Origin of the sequence: Nesterenkonia haasae (assembly GCF_010119385.1) — a bacterium.
GTDB classification, from domain to species: Bacteria; Actinomycetota; Actinomycetes; order Actinomycetales; family Micrococcaceae; genus Nesterenkonia; species Nesterenkonia haasae.
Genome location: NZ_VFIE01000018.1, coordinates 1 through 21,133 on the forward strand (window position 1 = coordinate 1; position 21,133 = coordinate 21,133).

General features: G+C 62.8%; 18 protein-coding genes and 1 rRNA gene. 3 read left to right on the top strand and 16 right to left on the bottom strand.

Annotated features, from left to right (window positions below; translation table 11 throughout):
• From FH975_RS03330 to FH975_RS03365, 8 genes are all read right to left on the bottom strand, one after another.
• Window positions 1-72, bottom strand: a 16S ribosomal RNA gene (locus tag FH975_RS03330); the annotation flags it as partial.
• A gap of 393 nt (window positions 73-465) precedes the next feature.
• Window positions 466-1,800, bottom strand: a complete 1,335-nt coding sequence (gene tyrS / locus FH975_RS03335) for a tyrosine--tRNA ligase (protein ID WP_202923038.1) — start codon at window positions 1,798-1,800, stop codon at window positions 466-468.
• Between the two features lie 31 nt (window positions 1,801-1,831).
• Window positions 1,832-4,156 (bottom strand): HelD family protein, encoded by a 2,325-nt coding sequence (locus FH975_RS03340; RefSeq protein WP_162320079.1) that lies wholly within the window; start codon window positions 4,154-4,156, stop codon window positions 1,832-1,834.
• A gap of 111 nt (window positions 4,157-4,267) precedes the next feature.
• The gene (locus tag FH975_RS03345; protein ID WP_162320080.1) at window positions 4,268-4,933 is read right to left on the bottom strand and encodes an O-methyltransferase; all 666 of its coding nucleotides are present in this window, start codon (window positions 4,931-4,933) and stop codon (window positions 4,268-4,270) included.
• Between the two features lie 55 nt (window positions 4,934-4,988).
• Window positions 4,989-5,648, bottom strand: a complete 660-nt coding sequence (locus FH975_RS03350; protein ID WP_162320584.1) for a DNA-3-methyladenine glycosylase — start codon at window positions 5,646-5,648, stop codon at window positions 4,989-4,991.
• Between the two features lie 16 nt (window positions 5,649-5,664).
• Window positions 5,665-6,444, bottom strand: coding sequence for a lytic transglycosylase domain-containing protein (locus FH975_RS16260; protein ID WP_162320081.1), 780 nt, complete (start codon window positions 6,442-6,444; stop codon window positions 5,665-5,667).
• The gene (gene argH / locus FH975_RS03360) at window positions 6,419-7,840 is read right to left on the bottom strand and encodes an argininosuccinate lyase (protein WP_162320082.1); all 1,422 of its coding nucleotides are present in this window, start codon (window positions 7,838-7,840) and stop codon (window positions 6,419-6,421) included. The genes FH975_RS16260 and argH overlap by 26 nt, the downstream gene beginning before the upstream one ends.
• A gap of 89 nt (window positions 7,841-7,929) precedes the next feature.
• Window positions 7,930-9,165, bottom strand: coding sequence for an argininosuccinate synthase (locus FH975_RS03365; protein ID WP_162320083.1), 1,236 nt, complete (start codon window positions 9,163-9,165; stop codon window positions 7,930-7,932).
• Between the two features lie 235 nt (window positions 9,166-9,400).
• Here FH975_RS03365 and FH975_RS03370 point away from each other — a divergent pair, with 235 nt between their 5' ends.
• Window positions 9,401-9,817, top strand: a complete 417-nt coding sequence (locus tag FH975_RS03370) for an ankyrin repeat domain-containing protein (RefSeq protein WP_162320084.1) — start codon at window positions 9,401-9,403, stop codon at window positions 9,815-9,817.
• Window positions 9,818-9,843: 26 nt separating this feature from the next.
• On the opposite strand, the gene FH975_RS03375 is transcribed toward FH975_RS03370, so the two are convergent.
• On the bottom strand, window positions 9,844-10,398 hold the full coding sequence (locus FH975_RS03375; RefSeq protein WP_202923011.1) for a helix-turn-helix domain-containing protein: 555 nt from the start codon (window positions 10,396-10,398) through the stop codon (window positions 9,844-9,846).
• A 76-nt stretch (window positions 10,399-10,474) separates the two neighbouring features.
• On the opposite strand from FH975_RS03375, the gene FH975_RS03380 reads away from it, so the two are divergent.
• Window positions 10,475-11,503 (top strand): NAD(P)/FAD-dependent oxidoreductase, encoded by a 1,029-nt coding sequence (locus FH975_RS03380; protein WP_162320086.1) that lies wholly within the window; start codon window positions 10,475-10,477, stop codon window positions 11,501-11,503.
• Here FH975_RS03380 and FH975_RS03385 read toward each other — a convergent pair.
• From FH975_RS03385 to argC, 6 genes are read right to left on the bottom strand one after another with little or no spacing between them, the layout of a single operon-like run.
• Window positions 11,470-11,967, bottom strand: coding sequence for an arginine repressor (locus FH975_RS03385; RefSeq protein ID WP_153078792.1), 498 nt, complete (start codon window positions 11,965-11,967; stop codon window positions 11,470-11,472). The genes FH975_RS03380 and FH975_RS03385 overlap by 34 nt on opposite strands.
• Window positions 11,964-12,938 carry an ornithine carbamoyltransferase gene (gene argF, locus FH975_RS03390; protein WP_162320087.1) on the bottom strand — a complete coding sequence of 325 codons (975 nt, stop codon included), beginning with the start codon at window positions 12,936-12,938 and terminating at the stop codon, window positions 11,964-11,966. The genes FH975_RS03385 and argF overlap by 4 nt, the downstream gene beginning before the upstream one ends.
• A complete protein-coding gene (locus tag FH975_RS03395; protein WP_162320088.1) occupies window positions 12,935-14,224 on the bottom strand; it encodes an acetylornithine transaminase in 1,290 nt (429 codons plus the stop codon). Before FH975_RS03395 ends, argF begins: the two co-directional genes overlap by 4 nt.
• Window positions 14,221-15,162 carry an acetylglutamate kinase gene (gene argB / locus FH975_RS03400; RefSeq protein WP_153078789.1) on the bottom strand — a complete coding sequence of 314 codons (942 nt, stop codon included), beginning with the start codon at window positions 15,160-15,162 and terminating at the stop codon, window positions 14,221-14,223. The genes FH975_RS03395 and argB overlap by 4 nt, the downstream gene beginning before the upstream one ends.
• On the bottom strand, window positions 15,159-16,340 hold the full coding sequence (argJ, locus tag FH975_RS03405) for a bifunctional glutamate N-acetyltransferase/amino-acid acetyltransferase ArgJ (protein WP_162320089.1): 1,182 nt from the start codon (window positions 16,338-16,340) through the stop codon (window positions 15,159-15,161). Before argJ ends, argB begins: the two co-directional genes overlap by 4 nt.
• On the bottom strand, window positions 16,337-17,368 hold the full coding sequence (gene argC / locus FH975_RS03410) for an N-acetyl-gamma-glutamyl-phosphate reductase (protein WP_153078787.1): 1,032 nt from the start codon (window positions 17,366-17,368) through the stop codon (window positions 16,337-16,339). Before argC ends, argJ begins: the two co-directional genes overlap by 4 nt.
• Before the next feature lie 155 nt (window positions 17,369-17,523).
• Here argC and FH975_RS03415 point away from each other — a divergent pair, with 155 nt between their 5' ends.
• A complete protein-coding gene (locus FH975_RS03415) occupies window positions 17,524-18,528 on the top strand; it encodes a quinone oxidoreductase family protein (RefSeq protein ID WP_153078786.1) in 1,005 nt (334 codons plus the stop codon).
• Window positions 18,529-18,563: 35 nt separating this feature from the next.
• Here FH975_RS03415 and pheT read toward each other — a convergent pair whose 3' ends face one another.
• Complete coding sequence (gene pheT / locus FH975_RS03420) at window positions 18,564-21,104, bottom strand: phenylalanine--tRNA ligase subunit beta (protein ID WP_162320090.1); 2,541 nt, start codon at window positions 21,102-21,104, stop codon at window positions 18,564-18,566.
• Window positions 21,105-21,133: the final 29 nt, after the last annotated feature.

Genomic DNA, 21,133 nt, shown 5'->3' on the forward strand with positions numbered 1-21,133 from the left:
TCATCGTTCGACTTGCATGTGTTAAGCACGCCGCCAGCGTTCATCCTGAGCCAGGATCAAACTCTCCATCAAAAAATGAACAGTTGATCTGGCAATCCACAGATCCGTACACGGGGGTGCACGTTCTGTAGTTACCAAATAAATAAATAATTGGTTTTCAACAAACTTGGCACACTATTGAGTTCTCAAGCTACGACTGCCACCGGCACCATCAGAAGAAACCCTCTGAATCGCTCCGAAGCAACTTCTCAAAGTTACCGGACCTCGTCGTGTCTGTCAAACTCAGCATTTTCGCTGTGTTTTCAAGCGCACCACTCTAGGACCGTTTCCTTGAGGAGTAGTTTTTGGGGTATTAACCCCGATGTGACCCTCAGTTTCCCTCGGGCACAGGAGATTACTTTACACACACTCTCAGCGACCGCGCAAACTGTACTGGCGTGACCCTGGACACACCCGAAAATGCCCCTAAGGGATACTCGGTGAAGCTCTGGTCACCACTGCAAGATTCTTCTTGCCACGACGGATCAGCAGGTACTTTCCATGCAGCCACGCCGAGTCCGGGACCGGGCTCAGAGCGTCTTCAACTTTGACGTTGTTGAGGTATGCCCCGCCCTGGTCGATGGCCCGACGGGCTTCTGCCCGTCCACTGACAAGCCCCGTCTCTGCCAAAAGGTTCACCGGTGTGGACTCTTCCACACTCAGCTGTGCGGTGGGTACCTCGGCTGCGACTGCTTGGAGCGTGATCTCATCAATCTCAGAGATCTCACCCTTTCCGAAGATCGCCGCTGCCGCATCGATGACTTTTCGGGTCGATTCCTCACCGTGGACTAAGGACGTGACGTCCCAGGCCAAGGCTCGCTGCGCTTCACGTTTGAAGGGTTCGTCCTTGACCGCCTGCGCGAGCTGCTCAATCTCGGCTCGGGTCTTGAAAGTGAAGACCTTGAGCCGGTCCACGACATCAGCATCGGCGGTGTTGAGCCAGTACTGGTAGAACGCGTAGGGCGAGCACAGCTCGGGGTCCAGCCAGATAGCGTTACCCTCCGATTTGCCCAGCTTGGTGCCATCAGAATTGGTGATCAAAGGCGTTCCGAGGGCGTGCACCTGTGCGTTGGCAGCCTTGCGGACCAGCTCCGTACCGGCAGTGAGGTTCCCCCACTGGTCCGAACCACCGAACTGAAGCGTGCATCCGTAGTCCTGGTGCAACCGGAGGAAGTCGTAACCCTGAAGGATCTGGTAACTGAACTCTGTGTAGGAAATCCCTTCATCAGAGTTCAGACGTTTGGACACAATGTCCTTCTTAACCATGGTCCCGACACGGAAATATTTGCCGATATCGCGGAGCATCTCAATGGCGCCCACACCCTGCCACCAGTCCAGGTTGTTCACCAACTGGGCACCGTTGACACCTTCCATCGACACGTAGTGACGGACCTGGTTCTGAAGCCTGCGCACCCAGTCGTTGACAACATCCGGAGTGTTCAGCACCCGCTCCCCGGACTCCCGGGGGTCGCCAATGAGACCTGTGGCCCCTCCGACGAGGCCTAGGGGCTTGTGGCCGGCTAACTGAATGCGCCGCATCGTCAGCAATTGCACCAGATGCCCTAGGTGAAGTGAGGCTGCGGTGGGATCAAATCCGGCGTAGTAGGTGAGCGCGGGCCCAGCCAGTGCGCTCTCCAAAGCGGACTCATCTGTGGAGACATGGATGAGTCCACGCCAGGTGAGCTCCTGGAAGACATTGTCGAAGCTGGGGTCATTGCGCTGCCCGGCGAGCGCAGGATTCTGGCTGTTCTCGGTCACCAGAGGTACGTTACCGCAGAAGCTCGGCGGGTGCTCAGAACCCGGATGGCAGGTCTCGGGATGCCACCACCCGAAGTGACTGTGTCGACCGGGTCATAGCTACGTACAGACTGCCGACTCGACCACCGGCTTCTTCCAGCAAGGCAGTCGGTTCCACGAGGACCACGCCGTCGAATTCCAGTCCTTTCGCCTCATCAGCCGTCAGCGCCACCACGTCCTGGGCCATCGAGCCGGCTCCGGCGCCGAGCCGTTTGCCGAACGTGTGCCGCAACGACTGCCGAATACCGCCCACCAGATTGACCGGGGCAATCACTGCCACGAGACCTTCGCCCAACCGCTCCTGCTCGGCAGATACCGCGTCTGTGGCGGCAGCGACCAAAGCGGAGGCGTCGTCGTAGTGCTCGATGATGGGCTCATGCTGACCATCCCTCACCGTGCGAAGCTGTGTGGTCTCCAAGCCATTGGCAGCTGCCACCCGTTCAGCCAACTCCACGATGTTCCGAGGTGTCCGGTAGTTGACGGTCAGCTCCTCAACCCGGAGGCGATCTTCCGCGAAGGGGGCGAAGGCCTGTTCCCAGCTCCGCGCAGCCGAGGGTGAGGAGCCCTGGGCGATATCCCCCACTGCGGTGAAGGATTTCAAAGGGCAGCGTCGCATGAGCACATTCCACTGCATGGGTGAGAGTTCCTGAGCCTCATCGACAACGATGTGTCCATAGGTCCAGGTACGATCGATCCCGGCCCGTTCTGAGGCGGTCATCCGCTGCCCGCCGTCTTCGTTCATATTGGCTACGGCCTCGGCGTCCAGGAACCCTTCGATGCCCATCTCCTCAAGCTGTGGAGTCGCATTCTCCACCGCTTTGCGGGCATTCTCGAGGTCCTTCTCACGGGAGAGCTTCTTCCGGATTTCATCCCTGCCGGCGGATTCGTCCAAGTTCCCCAGCAGTTCAGCGGCTTCATCCAACAGCGGAGCATCAGCGATGGTGAAGGCGCTGCCCGGCGAACGCTGCAGCAGCCGACGCTCATAACTGGTGAGTTGTGGTGCCACATCGGCCAGGTAGCTGGGCTTGGAGAACACATCTTCCAGCAGAGCCTGCGGCGTCCGGGGCATCCAACACAGGTTGAGCAGCACCCGCACATCCCGGGCCTGCCGGACTTCCTCATCCAAATAACTGCGATCAGCATCATTGCCGGCCGAGCGCTGCTGCAGAATCCGCTCCAGCTTTTCAGCGATCTCTCTGACCATCACTTTGACGAAGGTGGACCGGGCTTCGTTATAGGGCTTACCGGTGGCTTTGGCCCGTTCGATCCCCCGCTTGATCATCTTGGGGGTGACAGTGACCTTCACGCCTTCGACGGCGACCTCCCGTGGCTGAGCAATGGTGCGGCGACGGTGCGCAACCGCGTCAGCAATGATCTGCACCCAGTCCAGACGCCCCTTGATGGCGGCCACTTGAGGATCGGGCTCCTCCACGCTGCGCACCCCTGGGTAGAGATCTGCCAATGAGGACATCACCACGCCGGTCTCGCCAAGTGATGGCAGGACTCGTTCGATATAGGACATGAACGTGGAGTTCGGGCCCACAATGAGGACACCGGCCGATTTCAGCCGCTCCCGGTGCGCGTAGAGCAGGTAGGCGGCACGGTGGAGTGCGACCGCAGTCTTTCCGGTACCTGGGCCGCCTTGGACAACCAGCACCCCGGAGCGGTCAGCCCGGATGATTCCATCCTGTTCCGACTGGATCGTGGCAACGATATCGCCCATCTGCCCGGTCCGCCGTGCCTTCAGCGCGGCTAAGAGGGCGCCATCGCCGTGATTCTCGGTCCCTTCGTCAAGCACTGTGGCGTCCAGGACCTCGTCCTCAAGCCCCTGAACCGCCCGGCGCTTCAGCATCAGATGCCGGCGCCTGCGCACACCTTGACGGTCGAAGGCTGTGGCCTGGTAGAAGACTCCTGCTTCTGGTGCGCGCCAGTCGAGCATGAGCCGCTGCCTGGCCTCCGAGGTCAATCCGATCCGGCCGATATAGCGGCAATCGCCGTTGTCGAGGTCCAGTCTGCCGAAGACAAGCCGGTCATCGACGGCGCTGAGCTGGGCAAGCCGATCCTCGTACATGGTGGCGAAAGCATCTCGCTCCGAGATGTTCTGCATAGTGCCCACCGCCCCAGTGGCGCGCACTTTGGACAGCTGCTGATGGTTTTCCTCACGCAGCTGGTCAAGCCGACGGTAGAGGGCAGCGACGTATTCTCGCTCCTGTTCGATACCAGCATCGATCGAAGGAAGGGCGATCACATCGGCGGGTCCATCACTCTGGTGCCCGTTCTGACTGGCTGCTGCTGATGGCTTAATTTTAGATTCACTCATCCGGTGGCGAGACTCTCCCGTTTTGGTCAAAACGATCAACCAATACTACTCCTCCGCGGGTGAACAGAAAGTGACGCGGAGTGGGCGAAGCTCCCCGGGTGGGCGAGCACCTCATGTGACTCTGACCAGCGTGAAGCCGTCCCAGCCCTTCGAACCCACGGTCTGCAGAGCTGTAGCCGTCAGCCGACTGTTGGCTGAGATCATGTCTATCAGCCGGCGCGTGCCGATGATATCGGGGTCATGGGAGGAGGCATCGACCACCTCGCCACCGCGCACGGTGTTGTCAATGACGATCACCGTACCGGGCCGGCTCAGCCGGACGGCCGCGTCGAGATAATCCGGGTTGGATTTCTTATCGGCGTCGATGAAGACCAGATCAAACGGTTCCGCGCCCTGACTGATCAGCGCGTGCATTGAGTCGGCGGCAGCACCGAGAATCAGCTGTACACGGTCAGCGAGATCTGCGCGTTGAATATTCTCCTGGGCGACGTCTGCGTTGGCCTGTTCCAGCTCACAGGTCACCACATGCGCGTCCGGCCCGGCGGCCCGGGCCATCCAGATGGCCGAATATCCGGCCAGGGTGCCGATCTCCAAAATCCGCTTAGCTCCGGTGATCTGGACCAGCATGCCCAAAAATGCCCCCATGTTCGGAGTGACGTCGATACCGGGGAAAAGCGTCTCACCGGAGCTCTCCCTTGCGGCCTGCAGGGCATGATCCTCATCGACCAGCTTCTCTGCCAGATACGCGTCCACTTCTGCCCACTGTTCTGCGCTCATGCATGTCAGAGTATCCGCGAGCTGGGCCCGGGTGGAAGACCCGCGCCTCATGACTCTAGGCGGCGGGGAGTTTCCCGGGCCGGTACTGCGACACCGTGGGGTGAGCCTCGACCCAGAACCTCCAGGGGAAAGCCTCCGTGCCACCGGCTCCGGAGACTCCCACGCGGGGGCCGCTCCGGACCGAGTACGACGACACCACGGGTGTCAGTGCCATCGTTACCTCAGCCGGATACGCAGGTCGGTGTGGGGCCTCGCCGGGACCTGTGATGTGAACGTCTGCGCCGTCCATGGGCAGGGTAATCCCCAGGCCCTGCCCCAGCCGTCCGGGACCGGAGAGCAGCTTGGCTCTGGTCTCCTTTCCGCCACGGCGCACGAGCGCGAGCTCGCGACCCTGGGTGACCTCACCGGCGCGCAAGAGAATCCCTCCGGCCTGATCAGCTCCGGCCACGAGGTTCAGGCAGCGGTGGATCCCATAACTGCGGTAGACATACGCCTGCCGCGGAGGACCGAACATTGTGGCATTACGCAGTGTCTGCCCCCGGTAGGCATGTGATCCGGGGTCCTCCCCTTGGCCACCGTATGCCTCCACCTCGGTAAGTCGGACCGCGACTGTGCCCTCTTCAGTGGTGACAGCCAGCTCGCAGCCCAGCAGGTGGGGTGCGAGGTCCACCGGGTGTTGGTCGAACAGTGTGGTCAGCTCGAGGGGACTGATCATGGTGTGAACATGCTCCTCATTGGTCGGCCAGGTACCGCTCAGCGTAGTCGGCGACATCATGGGCATATTCGATGGATTGGTTATACGCGGCGATCGCGTCATTCCACCCGCGGTCATCTGTGAGGTCATCACCCCTATCGCAGAGGTAGACAGCGGCAGCGAGGGCGGCGTCGTCGTACTGGTGAATATCGGCTTCTCCCGAGAGATTCCCATCCTGTCCATAGCGCTCCCAGGTGGTGGGGATGAACTGCATGGGACCCACCGCCCTGTCCCATTCGTCATCGCCGTCGAGCTCACCGTCGTCAGTGTCCGGGATTTCCATCAGACCTTCGCTGCCGTCAAGCGCCACCCCGACGATCGGCGGGTCAACGACTCCGTCCTCCCCGATGCTGGAGTCACCGAAGGCTCCGTGTATGGACTCGACCTGGCCGATTCCGGCCAGAGTGTTCCAGCCCAGCTGACAGTCCGGATCCGTCAGCTCTGCGTAGGCGGCAGCGCCGGCGTAGGCTTCCATGGCGCGCCGCGGGATGGAAGCCCGATCTGCGGTCTGTGCCACCCATTCCGAGTCCACCAGATCTGTAATCGGCACCTCCCCTGGTTCACCTGCGTCCTCGTTGAGGACGGGAGATTCTTGTGCCGGGGCTGGCGGATAACCCAACTCAGTGGGATGCGGCGACTCAGGCTCGGTATCGGTTGTGCAGGTCTGCACCACCACGACGACGACGCCTACAGCGACGGCCCCGCCCAGCAGCGGATAGAGCCGGCGGCGCCTACGCTGAACGGTACGCTGCGACACGCTGTTTGGCCGCCGCCAACTGTTCGGCTACTCGGGCGGGGGCGGTTCCGCCGACGGCATCCCGCGAGGCCAGGGAGCCCTCCACGGTGAGCACTGCACGGACGTCGGACGTCAAAGCGGGGTGGATGCCGTGCAGCTCCTGGTCGGTGAGCTCGTGCAGCTCCTTGACCGGGCGGTGCTGTTCGCAGACGCGCACGCATTCACCAGCAACCTCATGCGCGACCCGGAAGGGCACCCCTTGGCGGACCAGCCATTCGGCGACGTCGGTGGCCAGGGAGAAGCCCTGCGGTGCCAGCTCAGCGAGCCGTTCGGTGTGGAAGGTCAGCGTAGAGATCATCCCAGCTACCGCAGGCAGCAGCAGCGCCAGGGTGTCGACCGCGTCGAAGGCCGGCTCTTTGTCCTCCTGCAGATCCCGGTTATAGGCGAGGGGCAACGCTTTCAGTGTGGCCAGCAGGCCGGTGAGATCACCGATGAGGCGGCCAGCCTTGCCGCGGGAGAGCTCGGCGATGTCCGGGTTCTTCTTCTGCGGCATGATTGAGCTGCCGGTGGAGTAGGCGTCATCCAAAGTGACGAACCCGAACTCTTTTGTTGCCCAGAAGATGACTTCCTCACTGATCCGGGACAAGTCCACTCCGATCATGGCGGCCACCCAGGTGAACTCAGCCACCAGGTCGCGGGAGGCGGTGCCGTCAATGGAGTTTTCCACCGGTCCGTCGAACCCCAGCTCCGCAGCCACATGAGCTGGGTCGAGGCCCAGCGATGACCCGGCCAGAGCACCGGAGCCGTAGGGCGAGTAGGCAAGCCGGCGGTCCAGGTCCTTCAGGCGGTCAACATCACGCAGCAGCGGCCAGGCGTGCGCGAGCAGATGGTGGGCTAGGAGCACCGGCTGTGCATGCTGCAGGTGAGTGCGACCTGGCATGGGCGCCGAGGGGTGCTGCTCGGCCTGGCCGATGAGGGCATCCACCACGGCCAGGACACCATCGGCGATGCCAGCACTGGCGTCGCGGAGGAACATCCTCACCATGGTGGCGATCTGGTCGTTGCGGGACCGGCCGGCGCGAAGCTTGCCCCCGACGTCCTGACCGGCGCGTTCCAAGAGACCCCGCTCCAGGGCGCCGTGGACATCTTCATCGGATTCTTCGGGCAGGAAACGACCGGAGGCGACGTCGCCCGCGAGCTGTCCCAGAGCGGAGAGCATGGCCGCCAACTCGTTCTCAGTCAGCAGACCTGCGCGGTGGAGCACCCGGGCATGGGCCTTGGACCCAGCGATGTCGTACGGAGCGAGTTTCCAGTCGAAGTGCGTGGACTTGCTCAACGCCGCCATCACATCTGCGGGCCCGGAGGAAAACCTTCCGCCCCAGAGTGAGCCCTGGTTCGTCCCGTGCTTGTCAGTCATTCCTGTTCCCCGTTCGCCGTCATCTCTGCACGCCAGCATAACTGTGGGGTGAACCCATACAGGCCCACCCCACGCGTCATCGTGTGCTGCTACTTTTCGACACCAGCTCCGGAGAGGTCTGGCTTGCCGTGCAGACGCTCCTCGCGCTGCGAAGCGGTCTTGGCGGAGAGCCCGTAGATGTCAATGAATCCGCGAGCGCTGGACTGGTCGAAGGTGTCACCGGTGTCGTAGGTGGCCAGCTTGAAGTCGTACAAGCTGGTCTCTGAACGGCGGCCCAGCACCGTGGCGCGTCCGCCGTGGAGCTCCAAGCGGATGTCACCGGATACGTACTTCTGCGTTTCGTTGATGAAGGAGTCCAGGTTGGCCTTCAGCGGGGAGAACCACTGGCCGTCGTAGACCAGTTCGGTCCACCGCTGGTCCACCGTCTTCTTGAAACGTGCCTGTTCGCGCTCCAGTGTGATGTTCTCCAGCTCGCGGTGGGCGGCGATCATTGCCATCGCACCGGGAGCCTCGTAGATCTCCCGGGACTTGATGCCCACTAGGCGGTCTTCGACGATGTCGATCCGCCCTACGCCCTGTGCACCCGCGCGGCGGTTGAGCTGCTCGATGGCCTGCAGCGCAGTGACGGTCTCACCATCGAGGGCGACCGGAACACCCTGGTCGAAGGTAATGGTGACCACATCCGGCGCCGGTGCGAAGGCTGGGTCGTCGGTGTAGTCGTAGACGTCCTTGGTCGGGCCGTTCCAGATATCCTCCAGGAAGCCCGTTTCCACTGCTCGGCCCCACACGTTTTGGTCAATGCTGAAGGGGTTCTTCTTAGTGGTTTCGATAGGCAGGTCGTGACGCTCTGCGTAGTCAATCGCCTTATCGCGGGTTAAGGCGAGGTCGCGCACTGGGGCGATGCACTTCAGGTCCGGCCCGAGCGTCTGAATGCTGACCTCGAAGCGCACCTGGTCGTTGCCCTTGCCGGTGCAGCCGTGGGCCACAGTGGTGGCGCCAAACTGCTGGGCGGCGGCCACCAGGTGCTTGGAGATCACGGGACGGGAGATGGCGGAGACCAGCGGGTAGGCGTCCATGTAGAGCCCATTGGCGCGCAGAGTGGGCATGCAGTAGTCATCGGCGAACTCGTCCCGGGCATCGGCGACATAGGCTTCCACGGCGCCGCAGTCCAGAGCGCGCTGGCGCACTGTCTCGAGGGACTCGCCCCCCTGGCCCACATCCACGGCGACGGCGATGACCTCGGCACCGGTGGCCTCCGCGATCCAGCCAATGGCCACTGAAGTGTCGAGTCCGCCTGAATAGGCCAGAACAATACGATCGGTCACTGATGCTCCTTGATATGAAGTCGAATCGGCTTAGCTCGTCACACAGTCTACATAAATATTCATACCCATGCATACTTATCGTCGCTTGGGGGTTCGCCGCCACACTGCCGTACCCCTCCCGCGGAAATCAGGCTGCTGTTGGGAGTTCAGGTTCCTCTAGTCTCCTGATGTCTCAACACACCCCTGTTTGTTGGCAATGGGAACCGGCCGGGCGGCAGCCACGTAAACTTGGCCTATGGCAGATGACCAACAGAGCGGCCGCGCACCCGAGCTGACCGATGAGCAATTGGAGTTTCTCCACTCCATGTTGGACCTTGCCCGATCCGGAAAGTCTGCAGAGCTGCTGGACTTCATCGATCAGGGAATTCCAGTGAATCTCACCAACGCCCAGGGCGACTCACTGCTCATTCTCTCTGCGTACAACGACCACGCCGAATTGGTCAGTGGCCTGATCGAACGCGGTGCCGACGTCGACCGGGTCAACGACCGGGGCCAGACCGCTCTGAGCTGCGCGGTGTTCCGCCAGAACTACGACATCACCACGAGCCTCCTGGCTGCCGGAGCAGACCCCCACTTAGGTGGCCAGAACGCCTATGCAGTGATCGAGATGTTCGGCCTCGACGCGATGCGGACGCTGCTGCAAGAGCACTAGGCGCCTCTTGCGCCGCCCTGAGGAGGTCACTCCGACCGGGTGTGAAACCGCGCACCGGTCTCGTTGAAAATACTGATCACTTCCGCGTGTTCTGGACCCAGGGCTGTGAGCGCGTGAGGGGTGAGCGTATCGAACTCCGCCGCCTCGCCTTTGAACAGAATGGTCTCCTGATCCCCCAGTTGAAGCCGCATTCTGCCGCTGAGCACGTAGAGCCATTCGTATCCATCGTGGACCTTTAAATCGTTACGGGCTACTGCTGACATGGGGCTATAGCGGATCTTGTAGGTATGCACCGGGGAGGATTCCACCGAGAGTGGATGGACCGTGATCCCGCCAGCTTCCCAGGGCTCCCTGCGGACCCGAGGATCCCCTGGTGCAGCGACCACCAAATCGTCCAGTCCGATCCCGAGCTGCCGCGTCAACGGCAGCAGGAGCTCCAGGCTGGCCTGCCGCTTACCCCCCTCCAAACGGGAGAGTGTACTGGCGGATATATCCGAAGCTCTCGCCAAGCGTTCCAGCGTCCATCCACGCGCCGTGCGTGCGGCTTTCAAACGAATTCCGACCAGGTCCAGCTCATCCATCACACCAGCTTGAGTGGTTCTTGCGGATTTAGCAAACTGTATTTCTGCTCGCGCATCCTAGGTTCATGCTTGAGTTATGAAAACCACAGAACATCTCTCTCCCGTCAGACTGCCCGACCTTCCCATTGGTGCCGAAGCTGAACTCTGGGACAGCATCATTATTGGCGGAGGCCCAGCCGGACTTAGCGCCGCACTGGCACTGGGACGCTCACGGCGGCGGACGATCGTTATCGACGCCGGCCAGCCGCGCAACCGCTTTGCCTCGCATATGCACACGGTTCTCGGGCAGGAAGGCACTCCGCCTGAGGAGCTGCTGGCTCGCGGTCGTGCAGAGGTCGCCCAATATGGAGGCGTTCTGCATCACGGAGCCGTACGCGAGGTACGCGAATCGACCAACACACGGGGGCCCCGCAGGATGATCGTAAGTCTCGCCGGAGGCCCCCTGCTGATGGCCAGAACGGTCATCGCCGCCTCCGGAGTCTCAGATCATCTGCCACCGATACCGGGTCTCGGTGAACGCTGGGGCGCTACTGTGCTGCACTGCCCTTACTGCCACGGCTGGGAGGTTCGGGGACAGCGTCTGGGCGTGCTGGCAGCAGGACCAATGGCGCTGCACCAGGCTGAGCTGCTGCGCCAATGGAGTGACAGGCTGACGTTCTTCAGCGCTGCAGCCGAACCCCTTGACGACGCTGTCGTTCGGAGGCTCCGAGCGCGAGGAGTGGTCATCGAACCCTCACCCGTTATTGAGGTGCTCGGAACCGGCACTGCCATCTCCACAGTGCTGCTCGAAAACGGCCAGCGGGTAGAAATAGATGCCATCTTCACCGCTGGAGAGATACGGCCCCACGATCGCTACCTGACCCCGCTGGGCCTTGAGCGGACTGAAAACCCCATGGGGTCCTTCCTGAAGACCGACTTCGCCGGAAAGACCAGCCATGAGCGGATCTGGGCTCCGGGCAACATCTCCAACCCCTCGGCGAATGTTCCGATGTCAATCAGCGCTGGAACGTTCGCCGGCGCCACGGCAAATATGGCTCTGGTGACCGAGGACTTCGACCTGGCGGAAGCGGCTCAGCCCCTGGATTCGGCAAGTGCGGTGAAGTAGTCAGCGATCTCCTGACCGCCGTCAGCATCCTTGGCAATGACCATGATGGTGTCATCTCCGGCGATAGTGCCCAGGATTGCCTTTGACGCTGAGTGGTCGACGGCGCTGGCCAGGAACTGCGCTGCGCCGGGCGGAGTGCGCAGCACTACGAGATTGGCGCTGGCCTCTGCCGAGACCAGCAGGTCCCTGCACAATGAAGCCAGCTTTGCGGTGGTGGTCTCCGCAATGTCAGCCTGGAACTCCCGGTCGTGTCCCTCCGCCGGCACAGCATAGATGAGTCCACCATCGCCGGTGCGTACTCTCGCCGCGCCGATTTCCACCAGATCACGGGAGAGTGTGCCTTGAGTAACTTTAACTCCCTCAGCGGCCAGGTCTCGGGCGAGCTCGGCCTGCGACTTGATGGAGGAACGGGAGATGAGCTCCCGGATCTTGGCATGGCGGGCCGTTTTCGTGGTCGGGGTCATGCGCTCATCGCCTGGCGGACTGTTCGGACAGTCTCCTCATCGGCACGTTCGGACTCCACCAGCAGCCAGGCGATGAGTGCCTTTTGCACGTGCAGCCGATTCTCCGCCTCATCCCAGACCACCGAGTGCGGACCGTCGATCACCTCGGAGGTAATCTCGGCTCCGCGGTAGGCGGGCAGGCAGTGGAGCACCACGGCGTCGTCGGCGGCTTTGGCCATCGCGTCCGCGTTGAGCTGGTACCTGCCAAAGATCTCCCGGCGCTGGGCCTCTTCCTGCTCCTGCCCCATGGAGACCCAGGTATCAGTAGCCACCACATGCGCTTTCTCCAGCGCGGCTCCGGCGTCAGTGGTCACAGTCACCCTGCCGCCGGTAATTGCAGCCCGCTCCTCGGCAGCCCTGATGACTTCTTCAGACGGCAGATGGCCTTCCGGTCCGGCGATCCGGACATCCATTCCGGCGTTGACCCCCGCCAAGAGATACGAATTGGCCATATTGTTCGCGGCGTCCCCCAGATAGGTCAGTGTCTTGCCACGCAGCTCACCGAGGTGGTCACGGACGGTCAGAAGATCGGCGAGCAGCTGGCAGGGGTGATAGTCGTCCGAAAGTGAGTTGATGACTGGAACGCGTGAATACTGGGCCATCTCCTCCAGGTCCGTCTGGGCGTAGGTACGCCACACGATGAGGCTGACCTGTCGAGCAAGCACGCGTGCAGTATCAGAGATGGACTCCTTATGGCCCAACTGCGCCTCTCCCGGATTGATCACCAGCGGGTTGCCGCCGAGGGCGGCGATCCCTGCGCTGAAGGAGACGCGTGTCCGTGTGGATGTCTTGTCGAAGATCACCGCAGCGGTCTGTGGTCCGCCCAGGGCCTTGACGGCATATGGGTGGTCCCGCATCCAGTGCGCAAGGTTGAGCACCTGACCCAGCTCCTCAGGGCTGAGGTCCAGATCGTTGAGAAAGTGTCTAGTCATTGGTTCCTCGTTTCCGCATCGGTGAATGCAGCCCGCAGCCGGTGCATCGCCTCGTCCGCCTCTGTGAACGTGAGGTTCAGCGGCGGCGCCAATCGGAGAGTGGTCTCTCCGGTTGCGTTGATGATCAGGCCGTGGCGCTCCCGCGCGGTGGTGACCAGATCCTTCGCGGGAGCTTCGACACCGGGAACGGGAACCAGATCGACGCCGATGTGCAGCCCGAATTGGCGCACCTGGCATACCCTGGGCAGCTCGCGCAGCGCGGCAGCCAAGTGCTCACCGAGGGTGTTCACATGGGACAGGATGCCGCTGGATTCAATGGCATGCAGCGTCGCCAAGGCTGCTGCCGTCGCCGGCGGGTTCCCGCCGAAGGTAGTGCCGTGCTGACCGGCACTCATCAGTGCGCCGGCCTGCTCGCCGAAGGAGACCAGGGCGCCGATCGGGAAGCCCGAACCCAGTCCCTTTGCCAAGGTCATCAGGTCGGGGACGACGCCGCCGACAGCCTGGAAGCGGAACCAGTGGCCGGTGCGCCCCACACCCGTCTGAACCTCGTCGAGGACCATCAAGGCACCAGAGGTGCGGGTGAGTTCACGGGCGCGCTGAAGATAGGCATCATCCAAGGGCAGCACTCCCGCCTCGCCCTGGATGGGCTCAAGAAAGATCCCCGCCACGTCCCCATGCGCAAAGGCCCTATCGAGAGCGTCCCTGTCATTGAAGGGCAGGAACTCCACCCCGCCGATAAGCTCACCGAACGGCTCCCGGTAGGCGGGCTTATGGGTCAGGGACAATGCCCCTGTGGTCCGCCCATGGAAGCTACCCTCGAGGGCCAAGATGCGCGGTTTGCCCGTGCTGTGCCGGTGCCGCAGGACAGCCTTCAAAGCTGCCTCATTGGCCTCGGAGCCGGAATTGGCGAAGAAGACGCTCGAGCCCGGTGGTGCCTGCGCCAGGCCCAGCAGCTTCTCCGCCAGGGCGACCTGCGTCGGAGAGGTGAAGAGGTTGGAGATATGACCAAGAGTTGCCTGCTGTGAGCTGATCACCGAGGAGATCAGCGGGTGAGCGTGGCCGAGCGCATTGACCGCGATACCCCCCAGCAGGTCCAGGTATTCACCGCCCTCGGCGTCCCAGACCCGCGCTCCGGCCCCGCGCACCAACACCGCCTGCGGCGTGCCGAAGACCCCGGTCAACGACTTCTGATATCGGTCCAACAGCTCAGCGCTGTCTGCCGTGCCGGCCAGATGCTGCTCGGCAAGGGCAACCGAGGTGAGAGAGGCGTCGTCGTACTCACTCATGCTGTGTCCTCATCTGGGACGACCTGAGTGCCCACACCGGCTGAGGTGACGATCTCCAGCAGCATCGAATGCGGTTGGCGTCCGTCCACGATATGTGCCCTGGGGACTCCGGAGTCCACTGCGGCCAGGGCTGCGGCCATTTTGGGGATCATGCCCGATTCGAGGCTGGGCAGCATGGCGCGAAGGTCGGCGGCGGAGAGCGATGAGATCAGGGAGGACTTATCCGGCCAGTCGGCGTAGAGACCTTCGACGTCAGTGAGCATCACCAGCTTGGAGGCCCCCAGTGCGGAGGCCACCGCGCCGGCAGCTAAGTCTGCGTTGATGTTGAGCACCTCACCGGTGGGGTTTCCCTCATCGTCGAATTCCGGAGCGATGGTGGAGATGACGGGGATGCGCCCGGCGTCCAGAATGTCTTGGACCGCCTCTGGATTGACGCCGGTGACCTCTCCCACCAACCCCAGGTCAGTCTCCACTCCGTCAATTTCCACCGTCTTGCGACGAGCCTGGAGCAGGGCCGCGTCCTCCCCTGAGAGGCCCACCGCGTAGGGCCCGTGGGAGTTAATGAGGCCAATCAGTTGGCGGGAGACCTGTCCGGTGAGCACCATGCGGACAACATCCATGGCCTCGGCCGTGGTGACTCGGTGGCCGCCGCGGAACTCGGACCTGATACCCAGTGCCTCCAGCATGGCGTTGATCTGTGGGCCGCCACCGTGAACCACTACCGGATCGACTCCCACATGGCGGAGAAACACCACGTCTTCTGCGAAGGCACGGCGAAGCTGGTCATTGACCATGGCGTTGCCGCCGTACTTGATGACGATGGTCGATCCGGCGAATTTCTGGATCCAGGGCAGCGCCTCGACCAGAACCTCCGCCTTGTCTGCGGCTGCGGAAAGTGTGGACTCATCCCGTGGGAGCACGGTCGGGTTCTCAGTCATGTGGAGTATGCGCTGTTCTCGTGGACGTAGTCATGGGTGAGGTCATTGGTGAGGATGGTGGCCTCAGAGTCACCAGCGTTGAGGTTAATGAGTACACGCACTGTGCGATCGGAGAGGTCCACCAAGGACCGGTCTTCGCCGATCCCTCCGCCCAAGCAGATCCAGACACCGTTGACGGCCACATCCACCCGGTGTGGGTCGAAGGCCACCTCAGTGGTGCCCACAGCTGAGAGAATGCGTCCCCAGTTGGGATCCTGACCGAATATTGCTGTCTTGAAGAGATTGGACCGTGCCACAGCGCGGGAGACGGTCTCTGCATCGTCATCGGTGGGCGCGTTGACGGTCTGCACCTCAATAGTGTGCGCGGCACCCTCTGCATCGTCGATGAGTTGGCGAGCCAGGTCGGTGCACACTGTGGTGAGCGCATCCTGGAAATCCCCGAGGTGGACCCCGGCACTGTCTGCATTCGGGTGTGCGCCCGAGGCCATCGCGATCACTGTGTCATTCGTCGACATGCACCCATCGGCGTCAGCCCGGTTGAAACTGAGACGGACCGCTTCGCGCAGCGCCGCGTCCAGATCCGTTGGGGATACGACCGCATCGGTGGTGATGACCGCGAGCATCGTAGCCATACCGGGTGCAAGCATGCCGGCACCTTTGGCCATACCACCTACGGTGAACCGCTCAGAGCTGACGCTGGCGACTTTGGAGTGCGAGTCGGTGGTCATAATCGCCTCGGCCGCGGCGATTCCACTGTCGGCTTCGGGAGAGAGTGCGGCCACGGCCGCGTCCACCCCGGGAAGGAGAGCGTCCATGTTCAGGCGCTCCCCAATCAAACCGGTGGAGCAGACCGCCACATCGGTGGCTGAAACATCCGATCCGGCGGCACTCAGTGACTCGGCCAGACGCTCAGCAGTGGCGTGGGTGTCCTGAAACCCTTCCGGCCCCGTACAAGCGTTGGCGCCACCAGAGTTGAGCACGACGGCGTCAGCTCGGCCATCACTGATGACCTGCCGAGACCACAGCACGGGAGCTGCGGCAAAGCTGTTGGTGGTGAAGACCGCGGCAGCGTGCTTAGTGGGCCCACTGTTGACGAGCAGGGCCAGGTCCCGGCCGCTGCTCTTCAGGCCTGCGGTCACTCCCGCGGCGGAGAATCCTTCGGCTGCGGTGACGCTCATGGTGCTGCTCCGATCATGGTCAATCCGGTGGTCTCTTCCAGGCCGAGGGCCAGGTTCATGGACTGCACAGCTCCACCGGCGGTGCCTTTGGTGAGATTGTCCGAGGCTGAGATGACGACCACGCGACCTGCACGAGCATCGAGCGTGAGCTGGAGGGTCACGTGGTTGGTTCCGACCACCTGTTTGGTGGCGGGCCACTGCCCTTCTGGCAGCAGATGCACAAACGGCTCCTGGGAGTACTGCTCCGCATAGGCATCACGCAGTTGGGCTTCTGTGACGCCTGCGCTGATCCGCGCGGTCGACGTCGCCAGAATTCCTCGGGGCATCGGTGCCAGGGTCGGAGTGAAGGAAATCTGCACAGGCCGGCCGGCGACCCAGCTGAGTCCCTGCTCAATTTCGGGAGTGTGCCGGTGGACTCCGCCGACCCCATAGGGGCTCATTCCGCCCATGACTTCGCTACCCAATAGGTGTGGCTTCAGCGACTTGCCTGCCCCTGATGTGCCCGTGGCTGCCACCACGACGACGTCCTCGGGTTCCACCAGACCGGCAGCGAACGCGGGTGCCAGCCCCAGCAGAACAGTGGTCGGATAACAGCCCGGCACGGCGATGCGCTTGGATCCGCCGATCTTGGCTCGCTGACCTGGCAACTCTGGGAGGCCATAGGGCCATGTCCCTTGGTGCGCGGAAGCATAAAAATGCTCCCAGGCCATGGCGGACTCCAATCGGTGGTCAGCGGCGGCGTCGATCACCAGCACATCGTCCCCCAGCTGCGCGGCCAACTCACCGGAGGCACCATGCGGCAGGGCCAAGAAGACCACATCGTGTCCAGCGAGATTCTCCGCGGTGGTCTCAGTCAGTATTCGGTCGGCCAGAGGAAGGAGGTGTGGCTGCAGCTCCCCCAGCCGCTGACCGGCATTGGAGTGTGCCGTGACCGCGCCGATTTCAACCTCCGGGTGGTGGGCCAGAAGGCGCAGCACCTCCCCGCCGGCATATCCGGAAGCGCCTGAAACCGCGGCTGTAATCGTCATGAACATCATCCTATGCGATTTTATGCAGGTATACCAATATTTATGCAGTGCGAACTGGCGTTCCGCTGGAGACCTGAGCTCCGGTACCCTCGTGGAGTGAGTGGGCTGGCTCTTTGGCTCAGCCCACATCTGATGAGACGGGAAGCGAGCGAATAATGAGCGAATCGACAATGTTCGAAGAAGACCTCCCGGACGCTGCGAAAGTGACTCGCGCCCGCGAGGCTGGCGGCTCCGATGTCCTGGAAACCGTCGAGGTTGAAGCCCCGACTCCGGGCCCCGGGCAGCTCCTGGTGAAGACTGCCGCGGCGGGTGTGAACTTCATTGAGACTTACCAGCGGTCCGGTGTCTACCCGGTCGAGTACCCGTTCGTGCCCGGCGCAGAGGGCGCGGGTGAAGTCGTCGGTGTCGGTGAGAACGTGGAGACCTTCAGCTCGGGCCAGCGGATCGCGACGGCTGAAGCCTCCGGCACATACGCCACACACTTCCTCGTGGACGCAGCCAAGGCTGTTCTTGTCCCGCAGGACGTTTCCGACGAGCAGGCCGCAGCCCTTCCACTGCAGGGCGTGACCGCTCACTACCTGATCAACTCCACCTACCGTGTCTCCCCCGGCGAAACTGTACTGACCCATGCGGGCGCAGGCGGCGTCGGACAGATTCTCACGCAGCTGCTGAAGGCACGGGGGGCCCGAGTGATCACCACGACCTCCACCCCGGAGAAGGCAAAAATCGCGGAAGCTGCCGGTGCCGACTACGTGCTGGAGTACCAGGGCTTCGCCGAGAAGGTCCGCCAGATCACCAATGGTGAGGGCGTCTCGGTGGTCTACGACGGCGTCGGAAAGGACACGTTTGTCGGGTCCCTGGACTCATTGGCAGTCCGCGGGACTATGGTGCTCTTCGGCGGTGCTTCCGGACAAGTTCCTCCGTACGATCTGCAGGACCTCAACAAGCGCGGCGGGCTCTACATCACCCGGCCGTCCGTCCCGTGGTATCTGCGCAATGCTGAGGAGCGCACCTGGCGGTTCACCGAACTTTTCGGCGCCCTCACGTCAGGGGACCTCAAGCTCGACATCGGCGGGACCTACCGTCTCGAAGAGGCTGGCCGAGCCCACGACGACCTTGAAGGACGGCGGACCACCGGTAAGCTCCTGCTGGTGCCGTAGCAACTTTTCGATTCTCGCGGCGCTGCTTCTAAGCCTCAGCCGCGCTGGAAGGCCCCGTGGCGTTCGCCGGTCAGCGCTACCGCACCGGAACGGGCAGCAGAGGCTTCCTCTGCCGTCAGCGTCCGGTCAGGTGCGCGGAACCGCAGAGCGAACGCCAAGGATTTCTTTCCTTCACCGATACCTTCGCCCGAGTAGACGTCGAAGAGTTCAACACTCTCCAACAGCTCCCCCGCGCCCTCAGCCAGCGTCCGGCGCAGTTCGCCGGCCGTCACCGCATTGTCAACGACCAGTGCCACATCCTGGGTGGTCGGCGGGAAGGTGGAGATCGGCTCGGCGATGGTCTGACCGGTCGTGGCCGCGATCAGACTGCCCAGGTCAAGCTCCATCACGCTGGTACGCACCGGCAGATCCTGCTGCTCGGCAACTTTGGGATGCAGTTCGCCGGCGTAGCCGACCAGCTGCCCCTGCAGCTGCAACTGTGCCGTGCGGCCTGGGTGGAATGCGTGGTGTTCGCCTTGAAGTACATCGAGTTCGAGGCCCAGCAGCTGCGCCACCTTCCGAGCAGCCTCGACCGCATCTGCCCAGTCGCGGGCGCGCCCGGGCTGGCCGACGGCGTCCCCCGGTTCATGCCCTGATACTGCCACCGCCAGGTGCAGCGGCTGGTGAGGGATGCCCGCCTGAAGCTTCTCAATGACGTCATCGCCGGGATAGAGGCCCAGCCCGGGGATCTCATCGCTGCCCATCGTCTCACCCGGGAGAAAGACCGACCCGGCTTCGAAGAGTGCCACATCTGTGAAACCGCGGGAGACATTGCGGCGCAACGAATCGAGGATGCCCGGTAGCAGCGTGGTGCGCAAGGTGGGGTACTGGCTGGCGATGGGATTGGCTAGTCGCACCATCGGCAGTACCTGTGCCTCACTTGCACGGCCGAAGAGCTGGTTAGCCTCCATCGAGTAGAAGGGATATGTCAGCACTTCGGTATAACCGGCAGCCGCTAGTCCGGTGAACACAGTACGACGCCGCTGCTGCGCCTCGGTCAGACCGCGGCCGGCAGGCGCCACGGGTAGCCGAGAGGGAATGGTGTCATAGCCGACCAGGCGGGCGATCTCCTCCACCAGTGCCTCAGGGATGGTCAGGTCAGGGCGCCAGCTGGGGGGCGTCACGCTCAGCATCCCGCTGTCCTGGGCTTGGATAGTGCAGCCGACCGCGGTCAGTGCTTCCGTGACCTGTTGCGCCCCATAGGGCACACCAACGATGCGTTCAGGCAGAGTCGGGTCCAGAGCGATCGTCTCTGGCGTGATGGGGTCACCGACCTGCGTCACCTCACCAGTGTCCGCGCCTCCGGCCAGTTCGACCAACAGATCCACCGCGCGCTGAGCAGCAATGGCCGGCAGGAGGGGGTCGACGCCGCGCTCATTGCGTTTGGCCGCCTCAGACGGCAGCTTGTGCCTGCGCCGGGTCCGACCCACAGAGATCGGGTCAAAATGGGCGGCCTCAATCAACACGGTGGAGGTAGTTTCTGCCACCTCTGTGTTGGCTCCGCCCATGACGCCGGCAAGGCCGATTGCGCCACGGTCATCGGCGATCACTAAGTCTTCCGTGTTGAGGGCGCGCTGTTTGTCGTCGAGGGTGGTCAGGGTCTCCCCCGGCGTCGCTCTGCGGACCCGGATGCCACCATTGAGCTTCTCTGCGTCATAGAAGTGCAGGGGTTGACCCAGCTCCCACATCACATAGTTCGAGATGTCCACGGCGAGGCTGATGGGCCGGATCCCGGCCAGCCGCAACCGGGCAGCCATCCACGGCGGGGTGGGCGCAGAGGCATCAACACCGGTGACCGAGCGCGCAACGAACGTGTCGCATCCAGGTGTGCCGTAAATGGGGGCGTCATCGTTGAGGACCACCGAGTGACCCGGGCTGCTGTGCCGGACAGGTATGACCTGGTGGGCCGGGTCAGTGAAGGCGGTACCTGTGGCATGGCTGTACTCCCGGGCCACTCCGCGGATGGAGAAAGCGTAACCGCGGTCAGGAGTCACGTTGATTTCAGCTGCGGAATCACGCAGTCCCAGCAGCTCCAAGGCGTCGGTACCGGGCTCCGGATCCAGGCCCAGCGTCCCGAGCACGAGAATGCCGGTGTGGTCTTCACCGATGCCCAGTTCTTTGACCGAGGCGATCATCCCTGCAGAAACATGGCCGTATGTCTTCCGTGCGGCGATGCGGAAATCTCCCGGGAGCACCGACCCGGGGAGTGTGACGACGACTTTGTCGCCGACATCGAAATTATCTGCTCCGCAGACCACGCCCTGGACCCCTGAGGGATCGATGCCATCCCCGGTGAGGGATTGAGTTGTGCCTTCGGGGATCACGCGGACCTGGCACCAATTGATGGTCTTGCCGTTCGACTGCGGCTCCGGGTGCTTTTCCAGCACTTCGCCGACCACAATCGGTCCGGCGAGGTCAGTGGCGTGGACGTCCTCTTCCTCAAGTCCTACCCGGACCAGTTCAGCCATGAGGTCCTCGGCAGTCCCATCAGCGGGGAACTGGGTGTATTCACGGATCCAAGACAGTGGAATGCGCATACTGCTCAGGCCTCCTTTCCGGATTCGAC

Excerpts from the sequence above, each read along its gene's own strand:
- argJ (WP_162320089.1), bottom strand. The coding sequence starts at position 16,340 with ATGAGCGTCACCGCAGCCGAAGGATTCTCCGCCGCGGGAGTGACCGCA.
- argF (WP_162320087.1), bottom strand. The coding sequence starts at position 12,938 with ATGACTAGACACTTTCTCAACGATCTGGACCTCAGCCCTGAGGAGCTG.
- FH975_RS03375 (WP_202923011.1), bottom strand. The coding sequence starts at position 10,398 with ATGGATGAGCTGGACCTGGTCGGAATTCGTTTGAAAGCCGCACGCACG.
- FH975_RS03380 (WP_162320086.1), top strand. The coding sequence starts at position 10,475 with ATGAAAACCACAGAACATCTCTCTCCCGTCAGACTGCCCGACCTTCCC.
- FH975_RS03395 (WP_162320088.1), bottom strand. The coding sequence starts at position 14,224 with ATGAGTGAGTACGACGACGCCTCTCTCACCTCGGTTGCCCTTGCCGAG.
- FH975_RS03370 (WP_162320084.1), top strand. The coding sequence starts at position 9,401 with ATGGCAGATGACCAACAGAGCGGCCGCGCACCCGAGCTGACCGATGAG.
- FH975_RS03385 (WP_153078792.1), bottom strand. The coding sequence starts at position 11,967 with ATGACCCCGACCACGAAAACGGCCCGCCATGCCAAGATCCGGGAGCTC.
- FH975_RS03345 (WP_162320080.1), bottom strand. The coding sequence starts at position 4,933 with ATGAGCGCAGAACAGTGGGCAGAAGTGGACGCGTATCTGGCAGAGAAG.
- pheT (WP_162320090.1), bottom strand. The coding sequence starts at position 21,104 with ATGCGCATTCCACTGTCTTGGATCCGTGAATACACCCAGTTCCCCGCT.
- FH975_RS03415 (WP_153078786.1), top strand. The coding sequence starts at position 17,524 with ATGAGCGAATCGACAATGTTCGAAGAAGACCTCCCGGACGCTGCGAAA.
- argB (WP_153078789.1), bottom strand. The coding sequence starts at position 15,162 with ATGACTGAGAACCCGACCGTGCTCCCACGGGATGAGTCCACACTTTCC.
- argC (WP_153078787.1), bottom strand. The coding sequence starts at position 17,368 with ATGACGATTACAGCCGCGGTTTCAGGCGCTTCCGGATATGCCGGCGGG.
- argH (WP_162320082.1), bottom strand. The coding sequence starts at position 7,840 with ATGACTGACAAGCACGGGACGAACCAGGGCTCACTCTGGGGCGGAAGG.
- FH975_RS03350 (WP_162320584.1), bottom strand. The coding sequence starts at position 5,648 with ATGATCAGTCCCCTCGAGCTGACCACACTGTTCGACCAACACCCGGTG.
- FH975_RS03340 (WP_162320079.1), bottom strand. The coding sequence starts at position 4,156 with ATGAGTGAATCTAAAATTAAGCCATCAGCAGCAGCCAGTCAGAACGGG.